Origin of the sequence: Paracoccus sp. (in: a-proteobacteria), from assembly GCF_035556475.1 — a bacterium.
Taxonomy (GTDB): domain Bacteria; phylum Pseudomonadota; class Alphaproteobacteria; order Rhodobacterales; family Rhodobacteraceae; genus Paracoccus.
Map to the genome: position 1 here is coordinate 1 of NZ_DATMFA010000138.1, position 23,048 is coordinate 23,048.

26 protein-coding genes and 1 tRNA gene are annotated in these 23,048 nt (G+C 65.8%); 18 read left to right on the forward strand and 9 right to left on the reverse strand.

Translation table 11 applies throughout. The annotated features are described in order from the left end of the window. The 6 genes from VNQ78_RS19350 to VNQ78_RS19375 all read left to right on the forward strand — a co-directional run. Positions 1 to 459: hypothetical protein (locus VNQ78_RS19350; RefSeq protein ID WP_325692934.1), on the forward strand; the 459-nt coding region annotated here is incomplete at its 5' end. 2 nt (positions 460 to 461) lie between these two features. Further along, the gene (locus tag VNQ78_RS19355) at positions 462 to 737 is read left to right on the forward strand and encodes a hypothetical protein (protein WP_325692937.1); all 276 of its coding nucleotides are present in this window, start codon (positions 462 to 464) and stop codon (positions 735 to 737) included. After that, positions 731 to 982, forward strand: coding sequence for a hypothetical protein (locus tag VNQ78_RS19360; RefSeq protein WP_325692939.1), 252 nt, complete (start codon positions 731 to 733; stop codon positions 980 to 982). The genes VNQ78_RS19355 and VNQ78_RS19360 overlap by 7 nt, the downstream gene beginning before the upstream one ends. Beyond that, on the forward strand, positions 979 to 1,524 hold the full coding sequence (locus VNQ78_RS19365) for a hypothetical protein (protein ID WP_325692943.1): 546 nt from the start codon (positions 979 to 981) through the stop codon (positions 1,522 to 1,524). The genes VNQ78_RS19360 and VNQ78_RS19365 overlap by 4 nt, the downstream gene beginning before the upstream one ends. Next, a complete protein-coding gene (locus VNQ78_RS19370; protein ID WP_325692945.1) occupies positions 1,521 to 2,057 on the forward strand; it encodes a hypothetical protein in 537 nt (178 codons plus the stop codon). Before VNQ78_RS19365 ends, VNQ78_RS19370 begins: the two co-directional genes overlap by 4 nt. Beyond that, the gene (locus tag VNQ78_RS19375) at positions 2,054 to 2,443 is read left to right on the forward strand and encodes a hypothetical protein (RefSeq protein WP_325692948.1); all 390 of its coding nucleotides are present in this window, start codon (positions 2,054 to 2,056) and stop codon (positions 2,441 to 2,443) included. The genes VNQ78_RS19370 and VNQ78_RS19375 overlap by 4 nt, the downstream gene beginning before the upstream one ends. A 79-nt stretch (positions 2,444 to 2,522) precedes the next feature. Here the strand turns inward: VNQ78_RS19375 and VNQ78_RS19380 are convergent, their stop codons facing one another. The 3 genes from VNQ78_RS19380 to VNQ78_RS19390 all read right to left on the reverse strand — a co-directional run bounded on the left by VNQ78_RS19380 (position 2,523) and on the right by VNQ78_RS19390 (position 4,591). Continuing rightward, complete coding sequence (locus VNQ78_RS19380) at positions 2,523 to 3,284, reverse strand: hypothetical protein (protein ID WP_325692951.1); 762 nt, start codon at positions 3,282 to 3,284, stop codon at positions 2,523 to 2,525. A 264-nt stretch (positions 3,285 to 3,548) separates the two neighbouring features. Beyond that, positions 3,549 to 3,623 (reverse strand) — tRNA-Asn (locus tag VNQ78_RS19385). Positions 3,624 to 3,724: 101 nt separating this feature from the next. Beyond that, complete coding sequence (locus tag VNQ78_RS19390) at positions 3,725 to 4,591, reverse strand: MBL fold metallo-hydrolase (protein WP_325692953.1); 867 nt, start codon at positions 4,589 to 4,591, stop codon at positions 3,725 to 3,727. Between the two features lie 57 nt (positions 4,592 to 4,648). On the opposite strand from VNQ78_RS19390, the gene VNQ78_RS19395 reads away from it, so the two are divergent. From VNQ78_RS19395 to dps, 5 genes are all read left to right on the forward strand, one after another. Next, on the forward strand, positions 4,649 to 5,989 hold the full coding sequence (locus VNQ78_RS19395; protein ID WP_325692956.1) for an ATP-binding protein: 1,341 nt from the start codon (positions 4,649 to 4,651) through the stop codon (positions 5,987 to 5,989). A 71-nt stretch (positions 5,990 to 6,060) separates the two neighbouring features. Next, on the forward strand, positions 6,061 to 6,987 hold the full coding sequence (fabD, locus tag VNQ78_RS19400; RefSeq protein WP_325692958.1) for an ACP S-malonyltransferase: 927 nt from the start codon (positions 6,061 to 6,063) through the stop codon (positions 6,985 to 6,987). Positions 6,988 to 7,058: 71 nt separating this feature from the next. Continuing rightward, positions 7,059 to 7,796, forward strand: a complete 738-nt coding sequence (gene fabG, locus VNQ78_RS19405) for a 3-oxoacyl-ACP reductase FabG (protein ID WP_325692960.1) — start codon at positions 7,059 to 7,061, stop codon at positions 7,794 to 7,796. Between the two features lie 136 nt (positions 7,797 to 7,932). Next, the gene (locus tag VNQ78_RS19410) at positions 7,933 to 8,166 is read left to right on the forward strand and encodes an acyl carrier protein (RefSeq protein ID WP_028720942.1); all 234 of its coding nucleotides are present in this window, start codon (positions 7,933 to 7,935) and stop codon (positions 8,164 to 8,166) included. Positions 8,167 to 8,303: 137 nt separating this feature from the next. After that, a complete protein-coding gene (dps, locus tag VNQ78_RS19415) occupies positions 8,304 to 8,789 on the forward strand; it encodes a DNA starvation/stationary phase protection protein Dps (RefSeq protein ID WP_325692973.1) in 486 nt (161 codons plus the stop codon). A gap of 63 nt (positions 8,790 to 8,852) precedes the next feature. Here the strand turns inward: dps and VNQ78_RS19420 are convergent, their stop codons facing one another. The 4 genes from VNQ78_RS19420 to VNQ78_RS19435 are packed head-to-tail and all read right to left on the reverse strand — an operon-like array spanning position 8,853 to position 13,418. Further along, positions 8,853 to 9,929, reverse strand: coding sequence for a BMP family ABC transporter substrate-binding protein (locus VNQ78_RS19420; RefSeq protein WP_325692976.1), 1,077 nt, complete (start codon positions 9,927 to 9,929; stop codon positions 8,853 to 8,855). Positions 9,930 to 9,959: 30 nt separating this feature from the next. After that, positions 9,960 to 10,850, reverse strand: a complete 891-nt coding sequence (locus VNQ78_RS19425) for an ABC transporter permease (RefSeq protein ID WP_325692980.1) — start codon at positions 10,848 to 10,850, stop codon at positions 9,960 to 9,962. After that, positions 10,847 to 11,917: an ABC transporter permease gene (locus VNQ78_RS19430; RefSeq protein WP_325692983.1), complete on the reverse strand. Its 1,071-nt coding sequence runs from the start codon at positions 11,915 to 11,917 to the stop codon at positions 10,847 to 10,849. Before VNQ78_RS19430 ends, VNQ78_RS19425 begins: the two co-directional genes overlap by 4 nt. After that, positions 11,904 to 13,418 (reverse strand): ABC transporter ATP-binding protein, encoded by a 1,515-nt coding sequence (locus VNQ78_RS19435; RefSeq protein WP_325692985.1) that lies wholly within the window; start codon positions 13,416 to 13,418, stop codon positions 11,904 to 11,906. The genes VNQ78_RS19430 and VNQ78_RS19435 overlap by 14 nt, the downstream gene beginning before the upstream one ends. Before the next feature lie 92 nt (positions 13,419 to 13,510). Here VNQ78_RS19435 and dnaE point away from each other — a divergent pair, with 92 nt between their 5' ends. Continuing rightward, complete coding sequence (gene dnaE / locus VNQ78_RS19440) at positions 13,511 to 16,981, forward strand: DNA polymerase III subunit alpha (RefSeq protein ID WP_325692987.1); 3,471 nt, start codon at positions 13,511 to 13,513, stop codon at positions 16,979 to 16,981. Here dnaE and VNQ78_RS19445 read toward each other — a convergent pair whose 3' ends face one another. Both VNQ78_RS19445 and ilvC read right to left on the reverse strand, forming a co-directional pair. Continuing rightward, complete coding sequence (locus tag VNQ78_RS19445) at positions 16,982 to 17,308, reverse strand: YnfA family protein (protein WP_325692990.1); 327 nt, start codon at positions 17,306 to 17,308, stop codon at positions 16,982 to 16,984. A 62-nt stretch (positions 17,309 to 17,370) separates the two neighbouring features. Beyond that, entirely contained in the window at positions 17,371 to 18,393 is a 1,023-nt protein-coding gene (gene ilvC, locus VNQ78_RS19450) for a ketol-acid reductoisomerase (RefSeq protein ID WP_325692992.1), read from the reverse strand. A 127-nt stretch (positions 18,394 to 18,520) separates the two neighbouring features. On the opposite strand from ilvC, the gene VNQ78_RS19455 reads away from it, so the two are divergent. The 6 genes from VNQ78_RS19455 to VNQ78_RS19480 all read left to right on the forward strand — a co-directional run bounded on the left by VNQ78_RS19455 (position 18,521) and on the right by VNQ78_RS19480 (position 22,926). Then, positions 18,521 to 18,976 (forward strand): Lrp/AsnC family transcriptional regulator, encoded by a 456-nt coding sequence (locus VNQ78_RS19455; protein WP_325692995.1) that lies wholly within the window; start codon positions 18,521 to 18,523, stop codon positions 18,974 to 18,976. Then, positions 18,973 to 19,440: an Lrp/AsnC family transcriptional regulator gene (locus tag VNQ78_RS19460; RefSeq protein WP_325692997.1), complete on the forward strand. Its 468-nt coding sequence runs from the start codon at positions 18,973 to 18,975 to the stop codon at positions 19,438 to 19,440. The genes VNQ78_RS19455 and VNQ78_RS19460 overlap by 4 nt, the downstream gene beginning before the upstream one ends. Positions 19,441 to 19,512: 72 nt before the next feature. Beyond that, positions 19,513 to 20,814, forward strand: coding sequence for a lipoprotein-releasing ABC transporter permease subunit (locus VNQ78_RS19465; RefSeq protein WP_325693000.1), 1,302 nt, complete (start codon positions 19,513 to 19,515; stop codon positions 20,812 to 20,814). Continuing rightward, positions 20,807 to 21,469: an ABC transporter ATP-binding protein gene (locus tag VNQ78_RS19470; protein WP_325693004.1), complete on the forward strand. Its 663-nt coding sequence runs from the start codon at positions 20,807 to 20,809 to the stop codon at positions 21,467 to 21,469. The genes VNQ78_RS19465 and VNQ78_RS19470 overlap by 8 nt, the downstream gene beginning before the upstream one ends. A 92-nt stretch (positions 21,470 to 21,561) precedes the next feature. Continuing rightward, the gene (locus tag VNQ78_RS19475; protein ID WP_325693007.1) at positions 21,562 to 22,059 is read left to right on the forward strand and encodes a phosphatase PAP2 family protein; all 498 of its coding nucleotides are present in this window, start codon (positions 21,562 to 21,564) and stop codon (positions 22,057 to 22,059) included. Positions 22,060 to 22,125: 66 nt separating this feature from the next. Next, complete coding sequence (locus VNQ78_RS19480) at positions 22,126 to 22,926, forward strand: class I SAM-dependent methyltransferase (RefSeq protein ID WP_325693010.1); 801 nt, start codon at positions 22,126 to 22,128, stop codon at positions 22,924 to 22,926. Positions 22,927 to 23,048: the final 122 nt, after the last annotated feature.

Consider the following 23,048-nt stretch of genomic DNA (forward strand, 5'->3'; position numbering starts at 1 on the left):
CGCCATCTGCCGGGGCCGGAGGTTGAGTCCCGGCTCTTGGCACTGCGGGCGCACCCGTCCGAGATCAAGGCCACGATTGCCGCTGTCCGGGCCTTGGCGCAGGACATGGAAAGCGCGGCCCTGATCCTAGAGGGCAAGGAGGCGGAGGGCGGGGAACTGGCCGAGGCTGCTGCCCGGATCGGTCGCGGATACGGAGAAGATCGCCTGCGCACCACCGCCCGCTTGCGCGAGGTCGCGGGAATGCTGCGTCTCGACATAAGCAGGGCTGCGAAGCGTATGGCTGCGCTGGACCGACTGCACAGCATCGCTGCCACGGCGGCGCTGGCAACTGGCAAGGTCGACGCGTCCAAGATTGTCGGCAAGTTCCGCATTCCGCCGAGCATCGTGGACGCAGGCGCTGGACCTGCCGGGGTGCAAGCCCGTGCCCGCGACTACATCAGAAAACTGACGGAGGACTGATCATGTCGATGACCACCGAAGGCACCATGAAGTTCATAGAAGTCCTTGCCGAAGGCACAGGGGCCATCATCGCTGATGATCGCGTGCGCCTCGCGCGGCATCGCCTAGAAGTCGTGCGAGCGATGGTTCGTATCTGCGAGCGTCAGCTAGCGCAGGCTGAGGAAGACGCCTTTGCGGCAGATGCGCGGCAGCAGGCGGCAATCGACGCCTTCAAGGCTGAGCCTGCCGCCGAAAGCATCTTGGCGGCAGTCGAAAAAGCGGAGGGCCGCGAATGTTGAAAATCGGACCGGACGGCAAGCCGGTCATCGACCGGGCCAACGCCGCGCTGCGAAAAGAGGTCGAGACGCTGCGCACCGAGCTTGCCAGCCTGCGGGCGGGGGCCAAGGGCGAGGATGACACCCGCGCGGGACTGTTCGCACTGGAACGGATCGCGGATGGCATCGAACGGGGCCGGGCAACGCTGGTCGCGGGCCGACCATCCGGGCTGCTGGCCCTCGCGCTGGGGCTGGGAGACAAGAGATGATCCTGGACTCCGCGCAGATTCGTCATCTCGTCGGCTACGGCGCTGCCCTGATCCGGCTGGGTATCAGTCCGGTCGAATATGGCGATTGCCAGCTAGTGCCGGGGCCGGAAGGCCCGACCATCCGGCAGGCGGACATTCCCGCCGCGATCCGGGGCGAGGCCGAGGCGCTGGCGGCATTCGCCAGTCTGGCAGGCATTCCCGGCGCAGCTTACCGGCTGCTGTTCACCGAAGCCGGTGATCCTGATCGCGGGCGCTTGCTGACCCTCGCCGAGCTTCGGCCTTCGGATCGCGCAGCCATGACCCGCTGGCGAGGTGGCATTGCCGCCGCTGCCCTGATCGGCCGCACTTGCGAGCTTCTGGAACAGCGCGACATTGCCGCGTGGCAGGTCATGCGCACCCGAGCCGCGACGGCACATTGGCTGGCCGAGGTCATCAGCTTTGAGGCCGTTGAAGCGGCATCAGAGACGGCTTTCGGGGAATTGGCAGGACGCGGCGACCGGCCAGAAGACTGGTATGCCTTCGCCGCGAGGTTCGTCGCATGACGCCGGGCGTGCTAATTGGTCTGCATGAATACCGGCACACCATCGGGGCGGCGGTGGCGCTGGTGCATCTGGGCCTGTCCCGGCGTGCTTATGACCGGCAGCGCATCTGGATCATCGCCGACGATGACGGGGGCGAGTTCGCCTTGATGCGGGGTCGGGGGCTGGGTGATCTTCGCCTGTGGGCGCTACAGCTTTGCGCCTTCGCGCCTTTGGCGGGCTTGCCAGAGGCCCCTGACCTGATCCGGCGCGGAGAGGTCGAGGCGGTGCTGCCAGCTTGGCTGTCCGGCCCCGACATCGAACTGGCGCGCGACTGGAAAGGCGACCTGACGACCCCCGCCTTGATCGTCGCCGCCTGTCAGCAGGTCGAGGACAAGTTGGGCCTGATCCGGCTGCTGACCATCAGCGCCCTGATCGACGGCTTGAGCTTTGAGGCCGTCGAAGACCTGCCGCGACTTGAAGTTTTCTTGCCTTTCGACGCTGCGAAGGCGGCGCTGAACCGCGCGAATCTGGATATGGGAAGGATTGCCGCATGACCGAGGAAACCACTGTCCGCATCGCTGACCGTTCGCTGATCGGGCGTGCCGTCGCCGTGGCGCGGGGCCTGCCCCCCGGCAAGTTCATGGACCTCGCCGAACGCGCCTACGCGGGCGAGAGGCTGGAACACTACGACGCCTTGGCGCGAGCCTTGTCCGAAGGGATCAGGCCGAGCAACCGCACCCTTCGGCTGGGCTTCGATGAACTTCTTGTCCTGCTCATTGAGCAGCGCATCCGAAAGCTGGAAAGCGAAGGCACGAAGACCGTGACGCTGCACGAGCTTGCCGAGATTTACGTCTCAGCCCGCGACCAGATACTGCCGAGCGAGGCGGAAATGGCGGCAGGGTCTGCCGCGCCGACCGTGCCCCCGGCGATGCTGAACTGAGTTTCCCGGCCCGCACCGGGGAAGGGGCCGCGCGGGACGCCCGGCTGATCCACGTTCCCGGATCGGTCGGGCGTCGGTTCTACAGGTCGCGTTCCCAGCGCACCCGCTGCGGGATACGCTCGACCGTCCAGCCTGCCGCCCGTGCATCGTCGTGCGACCAGTCCCGGCCTTGTCGCCGCAAGCCGCGATCCGACAAGCACCGATGATGTTCATACCAGCGCACGCGAGGCGGTCGGAGCCGATAGAGCGCCTTGACCTTCACGGGCACCGCCCGGAAGCCGCAGGCGGCATAGATCACCCCGCGTTCCCCGGCCAACGGATCGCTATATGCGATCACCCGCCGCACCCCTTCCTTGCGCAAGGCCCGCAGCGCCCGCCCTATGAGCCAGCTAGCGGCATGTCGATGCGCGGCGGGGGTCGTGCAGCCGCGAGCCAGACAGGCCGTCTGACCCCCGTCTGCGAGCCTGTGACGGTCGAGGGTGAAGCCGACCAGCGCCATGACTTCCCCGGCAGGCGTGAAGGCGGCAAAGAACCTTTCCGCCATGCCGACATCCCCGAGCCATTCGTAACGTGCTATGATCGGGGCAGCGACCGCGCGGCTGACTTCCTCGACCTTGCAGCCTGCCAGCGTGACGGGGGCACTTATCTGTTCCAGTTCTGCCAGCGCCGCGACCTTCACCCGATGCTGGTGACAGACCCGCCCGCCCGCCTGATAACGGCTCGCGCGGTGCCGACAGGATTGCGAGCACAGGCGGGCGTCCTGCCGCTTGGCGCGGAACCGCGATCCGCAGATCGTGCAGGATCGGGAAGTCAGGGGTTGGGGGCGATAGGTGCGGACCATGCGCCGACGATAGTCGGGTTTTCGAGAGCCGGGCAAGCTCCTGCAATCCGGGTGTCTTACGCGTCTGACAGGGCAGGGCAGCGATTCGGGCTGATGTCCATGAAGGACGCGGGCCAAGTCCTTCGCGGGGCTGGATTACGACCCCTGACGCTACGTCACTGTCCGCCGAACCCGATCAGTCTCCTAGAAGTCTCCTAGGGGCCGGAAATGGAAAAGCCCACTGGATCAGTGGGCTCGTAACTCTCAGAAATCCTTGGGGATTTTTGGCTCCGGCGGTAGGGATCGAACCTACGACCAATTGATTAACAGTCAACTGCTCTACCGCTGAGCTACGCCGGAACACGGGGCGGTGTATAGCGGCGGTATCTGGGGTCGTCCAGAGGGGTGTCGCATTTTTTTCAAGAAAGTTTTCATCTATCTGAAAATAAAAGAAAATATGGCTACAGAGCGGTGAATATCGTGTCGGCGGAAAGGGTTGCGGAAGGTCGGACCGCACCAAGTTCGGCCAGCGCGATCAGGTGGGCCAGAACATTCCTCCGCGCGGCAGGCAGAAGTTGCGGGGGAATGTCGTAGATTCGCGCGGCAAGCGCCGCGGCGTCGCCCGGCTTTTCGCGCAGGGCGGCGAGGATCTGGGCGGTGCGGTCGCGCCGATGGGCGGCGAGTTCGGCGATCCGGGTCGCGGGCGTCTCGACCGGATCGCCATGGGCGGGCAGCAGGCGCGCCGGATTCTCGGCCCCGATCCGGGTGAGCGAGCGGAAATAATCCGCGAGATCCCCGTCGGGCGGCGAGATCAGGGTCGAGGACCAGCCCATCACCAGATCACCGCAAAAGATCCAGTCCTGCCAGCGAAAGCTGAGATGGCCGGCGAAATGTCCGGGCGTGTGGATCGTGGTCAGGGACCATTCCTCGTCCTCGACCACCTCGCGGTCGCCGAGCAGGATGTCGGGCAGGAAGGCGCGGTCGAGCCCCTCGCCGCCGTCAAGCCCGCCCTCCAGCGCCAGCCGGTGCATCAGGGGCGAGCGTCCGGCCTCGGGCGGGCCGAAGGCGAGGATCGGCGCGCCGGTCGCCTCGGCGAGGGCGGCCGCCCCCTCGGAATGATCGAGATGGGCATGGGTGACGAAGATATGGCTGATCCGCCCGGCCCCTGCTGCGGCGAGAATCGCCTCGCGATGGGCGGGCAGGTCGGGGCCGGGGTCGATCACCGCGATCCGCCTGTGGCCAAGCAGGAAGGTATTGGTGCCCGGCCCGGTCAGGGGCGAGGGATTGGCGGCGGTAATGACCCGCAGGGCTTCCGAGTGATGCGTCATGGCGCTAACCTAACCTGCGTCCGGGCGACTGGGGAAGACACCGGAGGAAGGCCGAGCATGGAATTCGAATGGTTGAAGAGGGTGATGCCGCGCGGGCTTTACGGTCGTGCCGCGCTGATCCTGTTCCTGCCGGTCGTCGTGGTCACGATCGTGGTGACAGTCATGTTCCTGCAACGCCATTTCGAGGACGTGACGCGGCAGATGACCGCCAGCATGACGCGAGAAATCGCGCTGGTGGCGGAGCGGATCGACGATGCACCCGACATGGACGCCGCCCGGCGCGCCGCGGAGAGCGAGACCGAGCCGCTGGAACTGCAGCTGATCATGCCGGCGGATGTGCCGCCGCGCGACTGGCGCGTCTTCTATGACCTTTCGGGCCGCGTGGTGATCAGCGAGATGCATCGCCGCGTGCCGCAGGTCGAGGGGGTCGACCTTGGCGAGAGTCGCGAGGTCAGGGTGACGCTGGGCAGCAAGTTCGGCGCCTATCAGCTGGTGTTCCCGCGTGAGAGGGTCAGCGCCTCGAACCCGCACCAGCTTCTGGTGCTGATGATCGGGACCTCGCTGCTGATGACCGCCATCGCCACCGTCTTCTTGCGCAACCAGTTGCGCCCGATCAAGCGGCTGGCGCGGGCGGCCGAGGAATATGGCAAGGGCCGGATCATCCCCTATCGCCCGGTCGGCGCGACCGAGATCCGCAGCGCCGGCACCGCCTTTCTGGAAATGCGCTCGCGGATCGAACGGCAGAACGAACAGCGCAAGCTGATGCTTTCGGGGATCAGCCATGACCTGCGGACACCGCTGACGCGGCTGCGGCTGGGGATCTCGATGCTGTCGCCGGATCTGCCGCCGGAGCAGGAGGAGATTGCCGGGCTCGAGGAGGATGTGGCGGCGATGGGGCGGATGATCGACGCCTTTCTGGTCCATGCCCGCGAAACGGCGCAGGATGCCCCCCCGGTCGCGATCCCGGCGCTGGAATTCGTGCGCGGCATCGTCGCCGATGCCCAGCGTGGCGGCCAGTCGGTCAGTCTGGGCGAAATACAGGGCGATCCCGGCGGTCGGGCGACCTTCCGCCGCGACAGCCTGCGTCGCGCGGTCGAGAACCTGATCGGCAATGCCGTGCGCTATGGCGACCATGCCGAGGTCGAGGCGGCACTGGGGCCAAGCTATTTTCGGATCTCGGTCGAGGATGACGGGCCGGGCATTCCCGCTGAACGGCGCGAGGAGGCGATGAGACCCTTCACCCGCCTCGATCTGGCGCGGAACCAGAACCAGGTCCAGGGGGTGGGGCTCGGCCTCTCGATCGCGGCCGATATCGCGCGGGCGCATGGCGGGCAGCTCCGGCTGGTGAACGGCGCGCGGATGGGCGGTCTCAGGGCCGAGATCGTCATCCCGAGGTGACGCGGCGGAGTTGCCGTTCGCGCGCCCAGTCGCTAAGGCTGTGAGAAATAACGAAGCAAGAGGAACGCAGGATGCGGGCATTTGTATTTCCCGGCCAGGGCGCCCAGGTCATCGGCATGGGACGTGAGCTGGCCGAGGCCTATCCGGCCGCGCGCGACGTGTTTGCCGAAGTGGACGAGGCGCTTGGCGAGAAGTTGTCCGACCTGATCTGGAACGGCGATATCGAGATGCTGACCCTGACGCAGAATGCGCAACCGGCGCTGATGGCGACCTCGATGGCGGCGTTCCGGGCGCTGGAGGCGGAAGGCTTCGGGATCAAGGATGCCGATTTCGTTGCCGGTCACTCGCTGGGCGAATATTCCGCGCTTTGCGCCGCCGGGGCGCTGGGGCTTTCCGATACCGCGCGCCTCTTGCGGCTGCGCGGACAGGCGATGCAGGAGGCGGTGCCGGTCGGGCAGGGCGCGATGGCCGCGATCCTCGGCCTCGACTTTGCGACTGTCGACCAGATCGCGCGCGACGCGGCCGAAGGCGAGGTCTGCCAGGCCGCGAATGACAATGATCCGGCGCAGGTGGTGATCTCGGGTCACAAGGCGGCGGTCGAGCGTGCGGCGGCGCTGGCCAAGGAGCGGGGCGCGAAACGCGCGCTGATGCTGCCGGTCTCGGCGCCCTTCCATTCGGCGTTGATGCAGCCGGCTGCGGCCGTGATGGCCGAGGCGCTGGCGGCGGTCGAGATCGCCACCCCGGCGGTTCCGCTGGTTGCCAATGTGCGGGCCGAGCCGGTATCCGATCCGGGCGTGATCCGCCGCCTGCTGGTCGAGCAGGTCACGGGCTCGGTGCGCTGGCGCGAATCCGTCGCCTTCATGGCCGGGGCCGGCGTCACCGAATTCTGGGAGATCGGCGCGGGCAAGGCGCTTTCGGGCATGATCAAGCGCATCGCGAAGGACGCGGTGACGAAGAACATCGGCACGCCTGCGGATATCGCGGCGCTGAAGGCGTGAAGAGGGGGCTCTGCCCCCATCCCTGCGGGATTCCCCCGGGGTATTTCGAGAAACAGTGAAGAGGCTTCGAGATGTTTGATCTGACCGGCAAGAATGCCCTGATCACGGGCGCATCGGGCGGGATCGGCGGCGCGATCGCCCAAGCCTTGCACGAGGCGGGCGCGACGGTCGCGCTGTCAGGGACGCGCGAGCCGCCGCTGCGTGAACTGGCCGAGACGCTTGGCGAGCGGGCGCATGTGGTGACGGCGAACCTTGGTGATGCCGCCGCCGTCGAGGCCCTGCCGAAGGCCGCGGCCGAGGCCATGGGCAGCGTCGACATCCTGGTCAACAATGCCGGGATCACGCGCGACAACCTGTTCATGCGCATGTCCGACGAGGAATGGGCGCAGGTTCTTGACGTGGACCTGACCTCGAACTTCCGGCTGTGCCGGGGTGTGCTGCGCGGCATGATGAAGGCGCGCTGGGGCAGGATCGTCAACATCACCTCGGTGGTGGGTGCGACCGGAAATCCGGGGCAGGGCAATTATGCCGCGGCCAAGGCCGGGCTGGTCGGGATGTCGAAGAGCCTGGCCTATGAGGTCGCCTCGCGCGGGATCACGGTGAACTGCGTGGCGCCGGGCTTTATCGAGACCGCGATGACCGGGAAGCTGAACGAGGACCAGAAGGCGCGGATCCTGGGGCAGATCCCTGCCGGGCGCATGGGCAATCCCAGGGAAATCGCCGCTGCCGTCCTTTATCTTGCCAGCGCCGAGGCAGGCTATGTCACCGGTGCGACCTTGCATGTCAACGGCGGTATGGCGATGCTGTGAACTTCGGTTTATCCGGTTGCAAGATCACGTTCGCGTGCTATATCCCGCGAACAAGGCTGCAGGGCATCCGCTCTGGGCTGGCGTCGGCGCAAGCCGTCACATCTTGGGCGGATGCCCGCGAAAATGAGGAAGAGACATGAGCGATATTGCTGATCGCGTGAAGAAAATTGTCGTCGAGCATTTGGGCGTTGACGAGGACAAGGTGACCGAGAGCGCCTCCTTCATCGACGATCTGGGCGCCGATTCTCTGGATACCGTCGAACTGGTCATGGCTTTCGAAGAAGAGTTCGGGATCGAGATCCCGGATGACGCGGCCGAAACCATCCAGACTTTCGGCGACGCCGTGAAATTCATCCAGGGCGCGGTCTGACCCGATCGTCGCTTTCTGGCGGAACGATGGCGGTGCTTTCCTGAGGGAAAGCGCCGCCTTTTCTTTTGGGTTGGAAGAGCTTGGCGGATGGAACCTCGGCCGGTGATGCCGGGTTGTCTGAGCGAACCCGAAAGAAGATGGAGACAGCCATGGCAGTGAACCTGAAAGGCCTGACCGACAATGCCCGCAAGACCGCGATTGCCGAGCTGAACGCGCGGCTTGCCGATGCGGTGGCGCTTTCGGCGGCGATCAAGCAAGCGCATTGGAACGTGAAGGGCCGGAATTTCATCGCCGTCCACGAGCTTTTCGACACGACCTTCGCCAACCTGCAGGTGCATGTCGACGAAATGGCCGAGCGCGTGCAGCAGCTTGACGGCGTGGCGGTGGGCACGGTCGAAAAGGTCGCCAAGGCCAGCACGATCAAGGAATATCCGACCGACCTGACCAAGGCCGAGGATCACATCAAGGCCATTTGCGAGCGGATGCGCGACTATGGCGCGAAGGTCCGGGCGGCGATCGACACGACCGACGAGGCGGGCGACGCGGATACCGCCGATCTGTTCACCGGGGCTTCGCGGACGGCGGACAAGGATCTGTGGTTCCTCGAAAGCCATCTGGAATAAATCCGGGCGGGCAATGAAAAAACCGGGGCATTGCCCCGGTTTTCGCTTGTCTGGTGGTCTGGATTACTTGGGCATCGGGGCGGTGATGCCCTCGACATAGAAGTTCATACCCGAGAGTTCCTCGTCCGTGGCCTTCTGCCCTTCGGCCAGCCAGTCGCTGCCGTCCTGCTTCTTCAGCGGCCCGGTGAAGGGGTGATGCTCGCCCGAAGCGATCTGCGCCTTCAGCGCCTCGGCCTCGGCCTTGACCTCGGCGGGGACGGCGTCGGTGATCTCGCCGATCACCACCTCGCCGTCGCCGATGCCCAGCCAGACGCCATGCGACTGCCAGCTGCCGTCGAGAACCTGGCCCACGCGCTTGATGTAATAGGGCGCCCAGTTGTCGACGATCGAGGAGATGCGGGGCGAGGGCGCGAAGCTTGCCATGTCGGAGGCCTGACCGAAGCCGAGGGCGCCGGCCTCCTGTGCCTTGGCCAGCGGCGCGGTCGAGTCGGTGTGCTGCATGAGGACGTCCACGCCCTCGGCGATCAGGGCGGCGGCGGCATCGGCCTCTTTCGCGGGATCGAACCAGCTATAGGCCCAGACCACCTTCATCTCGACATCCGGGTTCACCTTCTTGGCGTGGATATAGGCCGAGTTGATGCCCTGCACGACCTCGGGGATCGGGAAGGAGCCGATATAGCCGATCTTGTTCGACTTGGTCATGCGGCCAGCGATGGTGCCGATGACGGCGCGGCCTTCGTAGAAGCGGGCGTCATAGGTCGCGAGGTTGTCGGCGCGCTTGTAGCCGGTCGCGTGCTCGAACTTGATGTCGGGGAATTTCTTGGCGACGTTCACGGTCGCGTCCATGAAGCCGAAGCTGGTCGCGAAGATCAGCTTGTTGCCGGCCAGCGCCAGCTGGGTCAGCGCGCGTTCGGCATCGGCGCCTTCGGGAACGCTTTCGATGAAGGTCGTCTCGACCTTGTCGCCATATTGCTCCTCGACCGCCTTGCGGGCCAGGTCGTGCTGATAGGTCCAGCCGCCATCGCCGACCGGGCCGACATAGATGAAGCCGATCTTCAGCTTTTCGTCCTGGGCGAATGCCGGCAGGGCCGAGGCCGCCATCAAAGCGGCGGCGCTGCCGAGAAGGGTTCTGCGTTTCATGGTCTCTCTCTCCTGAGGAATGTCGCCGCCTTAGCGCAGCGCATGGAAGGGCCGGCCAAGCGAGCCGGGTGCGGCCCCCCCGCTCGAGCGGCCGAATTTCTGTCGCGCCGAGATCAGCACGAGGACGATGATCGTCGCGAGGTAGGGCGCCATGCTGAGAAGCTGGACCGGGACCGCGACCCCCGCCGCCTGCAGGCGCAGTTGCAGGACCGTGACCCCGCCGAAAAGCCATGCTCCCGCCAGCGCGCCCCAGGGGTTCCATTGCGCGAAGACGACGATGGCGAGCGCGATCCAGCCCGCACCTGCAGTCATGCCCTCGGTCCATTGCAGGACGGTCGCGATCGAGATGTAGGCCCCGCCCAGACCCGCCATGGCGCCGCCAAAGGCAATCGCGCCGATGCGCACGGCGCGGACCGGATAGCCGAGGCCATGAGCCGCGTCATGGTTCTCGCCCACGGCGCGCAGGACCAGCCCCGCGCGTGAGCGCATCAGGAACCACCAGACCAGCGGCACCATCAGAAGGCCCAGCCAGATCATCAGGTTGAGGCCAAGGGGACCGGCCATCATCGGGGGCGCCTTGACCCCCTCATAGGGCTTGCCGAACATGGCGGTCAGCCCGAGGCCGAAAAGGGTCAGCGCGAGGCCGGTCGCAACCTGATTGGACAGCAGATACTGGGTCAGGATGGCGAAGATCATCGAGAGCGCCGCACCCGCCACGGCGGCGGCCACGAAGCCCGGTGCGGGGCTGCCGGTGGCGTTGGCGACGGCAAAGCCGGCCAGCGCGCCGCCGATCATCATGCCCTCGACCCCGAGGTTCAGGACGCCCGCGCGCTCGACCACCAACTCGCCCAAGGCGGCGAAAAGGATCGGGGTCGCCGCGCCCAGCAGCAGCACGAAGACGGCAATCGGGTCGATCATCATGCGCGCCTCCGAATGCGGTAGCGGGTCAGCAGGTCAAAGCCCAGCAGGAAGAACAGCAGCATCCCCTGAAAGACCTGCACGGTCGCGGCGGGCAGTTGCAGCATCATCTGCGCCAATTCGCCCCCGATATAGGTCAGGGCAAGGAGGAGGCCCGCCAGCAGGATGCCAAGCGGGTGCAAACGGCCGAGGAAGGCCACGATGATCGCGGTGAAGCCGTAGCCCGAGCCGAAATTCTCGGTGATCTGCCCGGCTGGTCCTGCGGCCTCGAAAAGCCCGGCAAGGCCCGCCAGCGCGCCCGAGACGCCAAGGCACAGCGCCACCAGACGCTCGGGCCGGACACCGGCGAAGCGCGCGGCGCGGGGTGCGGCGCCGGCGGTGCGGATATGAAAGCCCAGCATGTGCCGCGACATCACGAACCATGTCACGACAAGCGCGAGGACCGCGGCGATCACGCCCCAATGCAGCCCGGTATTCGCGATCAGTTCGGGGTTCGAGGCCGCGGGATATTGCTGGAGGTTGCGCGAGCCGGGGAAGTTGAAGCCCTCGGGGTTCTTCAGCGGACCGAAGGCCATCCATGCCGCGATCTTCTGCGCGACATAGACCAGCATCAGCGAGACGAGGATCTCGGAGGCGCCGAACCAGTTCCTCAGCATCGCCGGGATCAGGCCCCAGGCGCAGCCGCCAAGCGCGCCGGCGAGGATCATGGCCGGAAAGATCCAGAAGGCCTCGAGCGGATAGGCGGCGAGCGCCACCGCCGCGCCGCAGATGCCGCCGATGATATATTGCCCCTCGGCCCCGATGTTCCAGATGCCGGCGCGGAAGCCCAGCGACAGGCCGGCGGCGATCAGGATCAGCGGCCCGGCCTTCACCAGCAGTTGCGGGCGCGAATAGCTGGCGGCGGGACCGAAAAGCGGATCCCAGAAGATCGTGCGGATCGAGGCGACAGGATCAAAGCCGAGCGCGGCGAACAGGAGGCCGCCCACGATCATCGTCGCGATCACCGCCATGATCGGGGTCGCGATCTGCCACAGCAGGGGGGCGCTGGCGCGTGGCTCAAGCCGGAACATGGCCGACCTCCATCCCATGCGCGCCGCCCAGCATCAGGCCAATCTCGTCGATCGTCAGGCCATCGGTCGGGCGCGGGGCGGAAAGCCGCCCCTCGTTCAGGGCGCAGAAGCGGTCGGAAAGTTCCAGCAATTCATCAAGATCCTGGCTGATGACGATGATTCCGGCGCCATTCGCCGCAAGGTCCAGAAGCGCCTGACGGATGGCAGCGGCCGCGCCGGCATCGACGCCCCATGTCGGCTGGTTCACCACCAGAACGCGCGGCCGTCCCAGCACCTCGCGCCCGATGACGAATTTCTGCAGGTTGCCGCCCGAAAGCGCGCCGGCGGCGGTGCCGGGGCCGGGGGTGCGCACGTCGAAGGCCGCGATGACGCTTTCCGCGAAACGCCGCGCCGCGCCATGGTCGATCAGGCCGTGGCGCGCGAGGTTCTGGCGCGAGGCGGCGGTCAGCAGCGTGTTTTCGGTCAGGCTGAACTCGGGGACGGCGGCATGTCCCAGCCGATCCTCGGGCGCCGCGAGCAGTCCGGCGCGGCGCCGTGCCTCAGGCCCGAAAGCCGAGAGGTCGGTTCCGTCGAGGGTGATCGTGCCCGGCGCGGTCGTCACCTCACCCGAAAGCGCGGCGAGCAGCTCCTCCTGTCCGTTGCCGGCGACGCCGCCGATGCCCAGGATCTCGCCCGCATGGAGACGGAGCGCGATCTCCCGCAGCCTGATCCCGCCCGAGGCCGGGGTGACGAGGCCGCTGACCGCCAGAACCTGCGCGCCGGGGCTGCGGCCCGAACGGTCCACGACCCGCATCTCGGTCCCGACCATCATCGCCGCAAGCTCGCGCGAGCTGTGGGCGCGCGGCTCGACCGTGCGGATGACCTTGCCATGGCGCAGGATGGTGGCGCGGTCGCAATGGCCGCGGATCTCGTCCAGCTTGTGGCTGATATAGAGGATCGCGGTCCCGGCAGCGGCCAGTTGGCGCAGCGTCGCGAACAGGATCTCGGCCTCTTGCGGTGTGAGGACGCTGGTGGGCTCGTCCATGATCAGCAGGCGCGGGTTCTGGAGCAGGCAACGCAGGATCTCGACCCGCTGCCGCTCTCCTGCGGAAAGGGTGGCCACGCGCCGCGCCGGGTCCAGCGGCAGGCCGTAGCTGCGCGAGAGTTCGGCGATGCGGCGGGCAAGCTCGGCCCGGGGCGGCGGGTTCTCCATCCCGAGCGCGATGTTCTCGGCGACGCTCAGCGCATCGAAGAGCGAGAAATGCTGGAACACCATCGCGACGCCCGCAGCCCGCGCGGCACGCGGATCGGCCGGGGCATGGGCCGCGCCCATCAGCGTCATGTGCCCGTCATCGGGGCGGACGAGGCCGTAGATCATCTTGACGAGGGTGGATTTTCCCGCGCCATTCTCGCCCAGCAGCGCGTGGATTTCCCCTGCCTCGACAGAGAAGCTGATATCGTCATTGGCGCGCACGCCGGGATAGGTCTTGCCCAGGCCCTCCGCCCGGAAAATATTGGTCACGTTGCGCGCCTCTTACATTTTAGGCCAAGCATTAGCGCTTTTCCGCCATTGGGCAATTGAACAGTTGGACAGGTCGCGCCTAGATTGGCGGCATGCCGGAAAATTCGCCCCGATTCATTCACCTGCGCACGCATTCCGAACACTCCTTGCTGGAAGGTGCCGTGCCGGTCAAGAAACTTGCTGATCTTGCAGCACAAAACGGAATGCCCGCAGTTGCGCTGACGGACACGAACGCTCTTTTTGCAGCGTTGGAGTTTTCGGTCAAGGCGCAGGATGCGGGCATCCAACCCATCATCGGATGCCAGGTGACGCTGGAGGCCGCAGCCACCGGACCCGTTGTTCTGCTGGCGCAAAATGAGGCAGGCTGGCTCAATCTGATGAAGCTTTCGAGCTGCCTCTATCTTCGTGACGGTGCGTCACTTCCCCATGTCCTGCCAGAGGAGCTGGAGGCCCATGCCGAGGGGCTGATCTGCCTGACCGGCGGCGCGCTGGGTCCGGTCGGACAGCTTGTCGCGCAAGGCCGCCTGCCGGAGGCGAGGGCGCTGGTCGAACGGCTGGCCGCGGCCTTCCCGACGCGGCTTTACGTCGAGCTTCAGCGCCACAAGGACGGGAACGGCGCCCCGGTGCCCGAGGAGCAGGCGGCCGAGGGCGGCATGATCGACCTTGCCTATCAGCTCGACCTGCCGCTGGTTGCCACCAATGATGTCTATTTCCCCAAGGCCGAGCTTTTTGCCGCGCATGACGCGCTGATCTGCATTTCCGACCGCAGCTATGTCGACCAGACCGCGCCGCGCCGCCGGTTGACGCCCGACCATTACTTCAAGACCCCGGCCGAGATGGCGACGCTCTTCGCCGACCTGCCCGAGGCGATCGAGAACACGGTGGAAATCGCGCAGCGCTGCGCCTTCGCCGTCAAGAAGCACAAGCCGATCCTGCCGCGCTTTGCCGATGACGAGGTCGAGGAACTGCGCCGTCAGGCCTGGGACGGGCTGCGGGCGCGGCTGGCGATCATTCCCCATGCCGTCACGGTCGAGGAATACGAGGAACGGCTGCGGTTCGAGCTGGGCATCATCGAGCAGATGGGCTTCCCCGGCTATTTCCTGATCGTCGCCGATTTCATCAAATGGGCCAAGGATCAGGGCATTCCGGTCGGGCCGGGCCGGGGCTCAGGCGCGGGCAGCCTCGTGGCCTATGCGCTGACCATTACCGACCTTGACCCACTGCGCTACTCCCTGCTGTTCGAGCGCTTCCTGAACCCCGAGCGGGTTTCGATGCCGGACTTCGACATCGACTTCTGCATGGACCGGCGCGAGGAAGTGATCCGCTACGTTCAGGAGAAATACGGCCGCGACAAGGTGGGCCAGATCATCACCTTCGGCGCGCTGCTCTCCAAGGCCGCCGTGCGCGACGTGGGGCGCGTGCTGCAACTGCCCTTCGGTCAGGTCGACCGCCTGTCGAAGATGATCCCGGTCGAGGGGGTGAAGCCCGTCAGCGTCACCAAGGCCCTGGCCGATGAGCCGCGCCTGCGCGAGGCCGCGAAAGAGGAGGTCGTCGCCCGCCTGCTGGATTACGCCGCCAAGCTCGAGGGTTTGCTGAGGAACGCCTCGACCCACGCGGCGGGCGTGGTGATCGGGGACAGGCCGCTCGACAAGCTGGTGCCGCTTTACCGCGACCCGGCCTCCGACATGCCGGCGACGCAGTTCAACATGAAATGGGTCGAGCAGGCCGGGCTGGTGAAGTTCGACTTCCTTGGCTTGAAGACCCTGACCGTGATCCAGAACGCCGTCGACCTGATCAACGGGGGCGGGCGGCCGCTGCATGTCGCCGCCGACGGGCGCGAGCTTTACCAGCCCGCGGCGGGGGCCGAGAACCAGATCAACCTGATCCCGCTCGATGACAAGGAAAGCTACGACCTCTTCGCCAGCGCCCGGACGGTCGCGGTGTTCCAGGTCGAAAGCTCGGGCATGATGGATGCGCTCCGGCGCATGAAGCCCACCTGCATCGAGGATATCGTCGCGCTGGTCGCCCTCTATCGCCCCGGCCCGATGGAGAACATCCCGACCTATTGCGAGGTCAAGAACGGGCTGCGCGAACTGGAATCGCTGCATCCGACCATCGACCCGATCCTGGCCGAGACGCAGGGCATCATCGTCTATCAGGAACAGGTGATGCAGATCGCGCAGGTCATGGCGGGCTACAGCCTTGGCGGCGCCGACCTTTTGCGCCGCGCCATGGGCAAGAAGATCGCCGAGGAAATGGCGAAGGAGCGGCCGAAGTTCGTCGACGGCTGCGCCGCGCAGGGCATCGACAAGAAGAAAGCCGGCGAGGTCTTCGACCTTCTCGAGAAATTCGCGAATTACGGCTTCAACAAGTCGCACGCCGCCGCCTATGCCGTGGTCAGCTATCAGACCGCATGGCTGAAGGCGAACCACCCGGTCGAGTTCATGGCCGCGGTGATGAACTGCGATATCCATCTGACCGACAAGCTGGCCGTCTACAAGCGCGAAGCCGACCGCATGGGGATCGAGACGGTCCCACCTTGCGTCAACCGCTCGCAGGCGACGTTCAGCGTCAAGGAGGGGCGGATCGTCTATGCGCTTGGCGCGCTGAAGGGCGTCGGCGTCGATGCAATGCGCATGATCGTCGAGGCGCGGGGTGACACGCCCTTCCGCGACCTGCATGATTTCGCCCGCCGCGTCGACATGAAGCGCGTGGGCAAGCGCCCGCTGGAGATGCTGGCCCGCGCCGGTGCCTTCGATATTCTCGATGAAAGCCGCTCCAAGGTGCTGAAATCCCTTGATGGTCTGGTCGCGTGGTCGGCTGCGGTGCAATCGGCTGCGGCTTCCAGCCAATCCTCGCTTTTCGGCGGGGGCGAGGATCTGCCGCCGCCGCGCCCGGTCCCGGCGCCGATCTGGATGCCGGCCGAGAAGTTGGGCGAGGAACATGCCGCCGTGGGCTTTTACCTGTCGGGGCATCCGCTGGATGATTATCTTCCGGCGCTGCGGCGCAAGAACGTCCAGACCCTGGCCGAGGTGACGCAGGCGGCGGCGGATGGCGCGCTGGTCGCCTCGCTGGCCGGGACAGTCGCCTTCCGGCAGGAGAAGAAGTCGGCGCGCGGCACGCGCTTCGCCTTCGTGGGCCTCTCCGATCCGACCGGCCTTTACGAGGTCACGGTGTTCTCGGACACGCTCGACGCGCATCGCCAGCATCTGGAGCCGGGCGAGAATGTCGTCCTGCAGGTGCAGGTCGAGCCTTCGGGCGATCAGGTCAAGCTGCTGGCCCGCAGCGTCACGCCGCTGGAGCAGGCGGTTGCGGATGCGGGCGCGAACCGGCTGGCGGTCGAGATTGCGGGCCTCGATGCCGTGCCGGGCATTGCCGAGGCGCTGGCCCGCATCCAGTCCGAGGTCAACGCCCCCATGCGCGCCCGCGGGCCGATCACCCTGCGGCTTCGGGATGGCGACGATCTGGTCGATATCGAGATCACCGAGGATGCGCCCTTGACCACGCCCGCCCGTCAGGCGCTGCGGATCATTCCCGGCGTGCTGGAGGTGCTGGAGGAATAGTCACGCGCCGCGCGGGGCGAACAGGATCACCGCCGCGCCGATCAGGCAGATCAGCGCGCCGGTCATGTCCCAGCGGTCGGGGCGCACCCCCTCGACCAGCCAGAGCCAGATCAGCGAGGCGGCGATATAGATCCCGCCATAGGCGGCATAGGCGCGGCCCGCCGCGTCCGAGGGCACCAGCGTCAGCGCGCAGGCGAAGATGATCAACGAGGCGACGCCCGGCACAGCCCAAAGGGGCGACTTGCCCAGCCGCAGCCATGCCCAGAAGGCGAAGCATCCCGCGATCTCGGCAAGGGCGGCAAGGATGAAGGCGAATGCGGTCGGCATCTGTTTCCGATAGCTGCAAAAGAAAAGCCCCGCACAGATGGCGGGGCTTTCCGAAGAGCGTCTTAGTTGCGGGCCTTGTCGACCATCTTGCCCTTGGAGATCCAGGGCATCATGGCGCGCAGCTTCTCGCCGACCTTCTCGATCTGGTGTTCGTCGTTGATGCGACGGGTCGCCTTGAAGAAGGGCTGGCCAACGGCGTTTTCCTGCATGAAGTCGCGCACGAACTTGCCGGTCTGGATGTCGGTCAGCACGGCTTTCATGCGGGCCTTGGTTTCCTCGTAGGGCAGGATGCGCGGACCCGAGACATATTCGCCATATTCGGCGGTGTTCGAGATCGAGTAGTTCATGTTCGCGATGCCGCCTTCATAGATCAGGTCGACGATCAGCTTCACTTCGTGCAGGCACTCGAAATAGGCCATTTCCGGCTCGTAGCCGGCTTCGACCAGGGTTTCGAAGCCCATGCGGATCAGTTCGACCAGACCGCCGCACAGAACGGCCTGCTCGCCGAACAGGTCGGTTTCGCATTCCTGACGGAAGTTCGTCTCGATGATGCCCGAGCGGCCGCCGCCGATCGCCGAGCAATAGGAAAGGCCGATATCCATCGCCTTGCCGGTCGCGTCGTGGTGAACCGCCACGAGGCAGGGGACGCCGCCGCCCTTGACATATTCGCCGCGAACCGTGTGGCCGGGGCCTTTCGGAGCCATCATGATGACGTCGACGCCGGGCTTCGGCTCGATCAGGCCGAAATGCACGTTCAGGCCGTGGGCAAAGGCAATCGCCGCGCCTTCGCGGATATTGTCATGGACGTATTTGCGATAGGTTTCGGCCTGAAGCTCGTCGGGCATGGTGAACATGACCAGATCGGCCCATGCGGCGGCTTCGGCGATGCCCATGACCTTCAGGCCTTCGGCTTCGGCCTTCGCGGCCGAGGGCGAGCCTTCGCGAAGCGCGACGACGACGTTCTTCGCGCCCGAGTCGCGCAGGTTCAGGGCATGGGCGTGGCCTTGGCTGCCATAGCCCAGCATGGCGATTTTCTTGTCCTTGATCAGGTTCACATCGCAGTCGCGATCATAGTAAACGCGCATCAGAGTCTCTCCTCATTCCGATGGGGCGGTTGTAGCAAGGACTCTCCGCCAATTTTGTGCAATCTTCCCATTGGTTCTGGAATATTCGCGAAAATCATGCCATGTTGCGAGGCAAGGTGAGAAAATCATGCCCGACGCGACTGACCGACGCATCCTGCGCCAACTTCTTCTGGACCCCGAGATCGGCAATGCCGAACTGGCCGAACGTGCCGGCGTGACGCCGGCAAGCCTGTGGCGGCGTCTTGACCGGATGCGCGAAACCGGCGTGATCCGCGCGATCGAGAGCCGGATCGACTGGCGCAAGCTGGGCTATGAGGTGCAGGTCAGCCTGCGCTTCACCCTCGACAAGACCGAGCCGCGCGCCTTCGACAATTTCGTTGCTGCCGCCCGCAAGGTGCCCGAGGTGACGGAAATCCAGACCTTCCTCGGCTCGGTCGACCTGCGGCTGTCGGTCATCGCGCGGGACATGGCGCATTGGCAGGATCTTTACCGCGACAGCATCCTGACCCTGCCGCATGTTTCGGATTCCGATGCGCTGATGCTGGTCAGCACCATCAAGGACGTGCAGGAGCTTTCGCTGTGAGCGATGCTGCTTTTTCCCCTGACGCCACCGATCTGGCGATCCTGCGCCTGCTGGCCGAGGATGCGACGCGCAGCGCGGCCGAGGTCGGGCGGGCGCTGGGGATGACCCAGCCAGCGACATGGCGACGGATCAAGCGCCTGACCGATGCCGGCGTGATCGCGGGCCGCCGCATCGTGGTCGATGAGGCGGCCCTCGGCTTTGGCGTCACGGTTTTCCTTGGCATCCGCCTTGCCGCCAAGGGCCGCGCCAGCCTTGAGGATTTCGAGCGCGCCGTGACCGCCATCCCCGAGGTGCAGACGGTCCAGCACGTCCTGGGCCAATTCGACTATCGCTTGCGGGTCCGCGCCCGCGACATCGCTGATTTCGAACGCATCCTGCGGCGCCGGATCATGACCCTGCCGGGCATCGGACAGGTCGAGGCGAACGTCATGCTGTCCGAGGAGCGCCGGCCCGGTCCGCTTTAGGTCACACTGTTGTTGGCTTGCAATATCGGGCGCGACGCGCCAATCAGTTCCGACCCGACAGACAGGTGATCGATGGCAAGCCCGGCTCCGTTCTCGCGTTACGAATTCATGATCGCCTGGCGCTATCTGCGCGCCCGCCGGTCCGAGGGCGGGGTCAGCGTGATGACATGGATCAGCCTGATCGGGATCACGCTGGGCGTCATGGCGCTGATCGCCACGCTGGCCGTGCGCACCGGCTTCCGGGCCGAGTTCGTCGACACCATCCTTGGCGCGAACGCGCATAGCACGGTCTATTACGCCCCGACCTCGTTCTATAACGAGCTGACCGAGGAAAACTACGTCACCCCCGGCCGGATCGAGGATTACGACGCGCTGTCCGCAAAGATGGCGGCGCTGCCGGGCGTCACCCGCGCCACGCCGGTCGTGCGCGGGCAGGTGATGGCCAGCCAGAACGACGCGAATAACGTGGCCGAGGTCTATGGCCTCAGCCTCTATGCGCTGAAGGCGATCCCGCGCATTGCCGACCCGGAAACCGGGATGGGCAATATCAACGATTTCGATAGGGGCATCGCCATCGGCTCGGGCCTCGCGCGCGAGCTTGGCGTGGGGGTGGGCGATCGGGTACGCCTGATCTCGCCCGACGGGGCGCAGACCGCCGTAGGGACGACGCCCCGCGTCGAATCCTACGAGGTCGCCTATGTCTTCACCGCCGGGCGCTATGACATCGACCGCACCCGCATCTACATGCCGATGGCCGAGGCGCAGAACTATTTCAACCGCGAGGGCGTCGCGGACGAGATCGAGGTCTTTGTCGATGACCCGGAACGCATCGACGACTGGACGCAGCCGCTGCTGGAGGCCGCGGGCGAGCGGGCGCAGATCTGGACCTGGCGCGACGCCTCCGGCTCGTTCCTGAAGGCGCTGGATGTCGAGGATGACGTGATGTTCATCATCCTCTCGATCCTGGTGCTGATCGCCTCCATGAACATCACCTCGGGGCTGATCATGCTGGTCAAGAACAAGGGCCGCGACATCGGCATCCTGCGCACCATGGGCCTGACCGAGGGCGCGGTGCTGCGGATCTTCTTCCTCTGCGGCGCCTTCACCGGCGTCATCGGCACCATTGCCGGGGTGATCCTCGGCGTCCTTTTCGCGCTGAATGTCGATCATATCATGAGCTTCGTGAACTGGTTCTCGGGCGGGGGGGCGTGGGATCCTGCGGTGCGCGGCATCTATGAGCTTCCGGCCAAGCTGCGCCTTGTCGACATTGCCAAGGCGGTCGGCCTGTCGCTGTTCCTGTCCTTTGTCGTCACGATCTTTCCCGCGCGGCGGGCGGCCCGCATGAACCCGGTGGAGGCCCTGCGCTATGAGTGACGTTCTGGTCCTTGACGGGATTTCCAAGACCTATGGCAAGGGCGGGCCGGCGCCCGTCCCGGTGCTGCATGACCTTTCCCTGACCGTGGGGCGGGGCGAGGTCGTGGCGCTGGTCGCGCCCTCCGGGGCGGGGAAATCGACGCTCCTGCATATCGCGGGGCTTCTCGATACGGCGGATAGCGGGCGCGTCCTGCTGGACGGCCGCGACATGAGCGGGCAGGGCGACCGTGCCCGGACCGAGGCGCGACGCGAGAAGCTGGGCTTCGTCTATCAATTCCACCACCTGCTGCCCGAATTCACGGCGGCCGAGAACATCGTCCTGCCGCAGCTTGCCAACCGGGTTCCAGATGCCGCGGCGAAGGCCCGCGCGACGGAACTGCTGGGCCGTGTTGGCCTCTCGCATCGCGCCGATCATCGTCCGGGTCAGCTGTCGGGGGGAGAGCAGCAGCGCGTCGCCTTCTGCCGCGCGCTCGCGAACCAGCCCGCGCTGCTTCTCGCGGACGAGCCGACCGGCAACCTTGATCCGGCGACCTCGGACAAGGTCTTTGACGTGCTGATGGCGCTGGTGCGCGATACCGGCCTTTCGGCGCTGATCGCGACCCATAACATGGAGCTGGCCGGGCGCATGGACCGGGTGATCCGCCTGGGCGAGTAACCTGATGCGCCCCTGCCGATATCATCGGCATCTGTGCAGCGCGGGGCGACCGGCTGTAGAAAGGGCGAAGGGCGGATGATCGGGAGGACGGCATGAAGGCAGTTGCGGCGATCTGTGCGCTGGGTCTGGCCGCGCCTGCGGCGGCGGACCCGTTCGAGCAATTTGGCACGGCGATGAAATACGGCCTCCCCCTCGCGGCGGCGGCCTGCGCGGCGGATCAGGACCGGCTGGAGGATTTCGCGGTGCGCGGCGTCCTGCAGGCGGCCTTGGTCTGGGGCATGAAGCAGTATTTCGACGGCCAGCCGATCGCGCGCCGCCCCTCGGGCGAGGGCAAGGGCTTTCCGTCAGGCCATACCGCCGCCGCGTTTTTCGGGGCTTCGGACCTCGCGGGGAAATGTTTCGAGGACGAGGCGGCTGCGGGGGCCTTGGCCTATGGCGCGGCGGGCCTGACCGGCTGGAGCCGCGTCCATGCAGGTGAACATACCCCCGAGCAGGTCTGGACCGGCGCGCTAATCGGGTTCAGCTTCGGAGCCGCGAGTTTCGGGATCGGGAGCGAGGGGGCGAGCTTCAGCGTGGGGATGCGGTTTTAGGGACACTTTGCGAGGTGAGACCCAGGGTGTAAAATGTGGACTCATATTGAGTAAAGGGAGCGCGGAATGAGCACGACCTTCAATGTTCACAAGCCCTCGGCTTACGATCAGCTGATGGGGCGCTGGAGCCGGAAGCTTGCGCCGCTGTTTATAGAGTTTGCTGGCTTGGCCGATGGTGACGCCGTGCTGGACGTCGGTTGTGGCACGGGTAGCCTGACTTTCGAACTGTCAAATATTCCGCTCTTGTCCCGCATCGAAGCGATTGATATTTCTCCGCTTTTCGTAGACGAAGTGCGAGCGCGGAATATTGACCCGCGTGTTGCAGTTCGTGAAGGAGATGCGCAAGCGCTTCCTTTCCAGGATCACGAGTTTGATCGCATATTTTCGCTGCTTGTGCTGCATTTCGTTTCCGACGCCGACAAGGCCATTGCCGAAATGCGGCGCGTCGTCCGGCCCGCTGGCGTGGTGGCCGCCGCAGTCTGGGACCATGCGGGCGGTATGCCGGTGATGCGCATGCTTGTCGATTCCATCGCGGCCATCATTCCGAAAGCAGAGGCGTTTCGCACCCGCTACTGCTTTCACCCAATGACGCAGCCGGGCGAACTTGGGCGTGCGTTCATTTCAGGCGGCTTGGAGGATATTCAGGAGACCGAACTGACGATCCGCATGAACTACCGGAATTTCGACGATTTCTGGCTGCCGGTCGCTGCGGGAGAGGGTCCGTTCGGGAGGCTGATCGATGCTCTCTCGGATGAGGAGCGGCAGCAGGCGACCACGACCATGCGAGCGGCATATGAAGCTGGAAGGCCAGACGGGGCACGCTCTTTTACAAGCACGGCCTGGGCCTGCAAGGGACTGGTTCCCTGATCACTTTTGCAAATATCGTCATCCAGGGTCGTCGCAACGAATGGCGGCAATGTCCATGGACCGAGAAGTCCCTATGAGCTACAGCCGAGGGCAGCAGTTAGGGGGCGCTCCATGCATAGGCC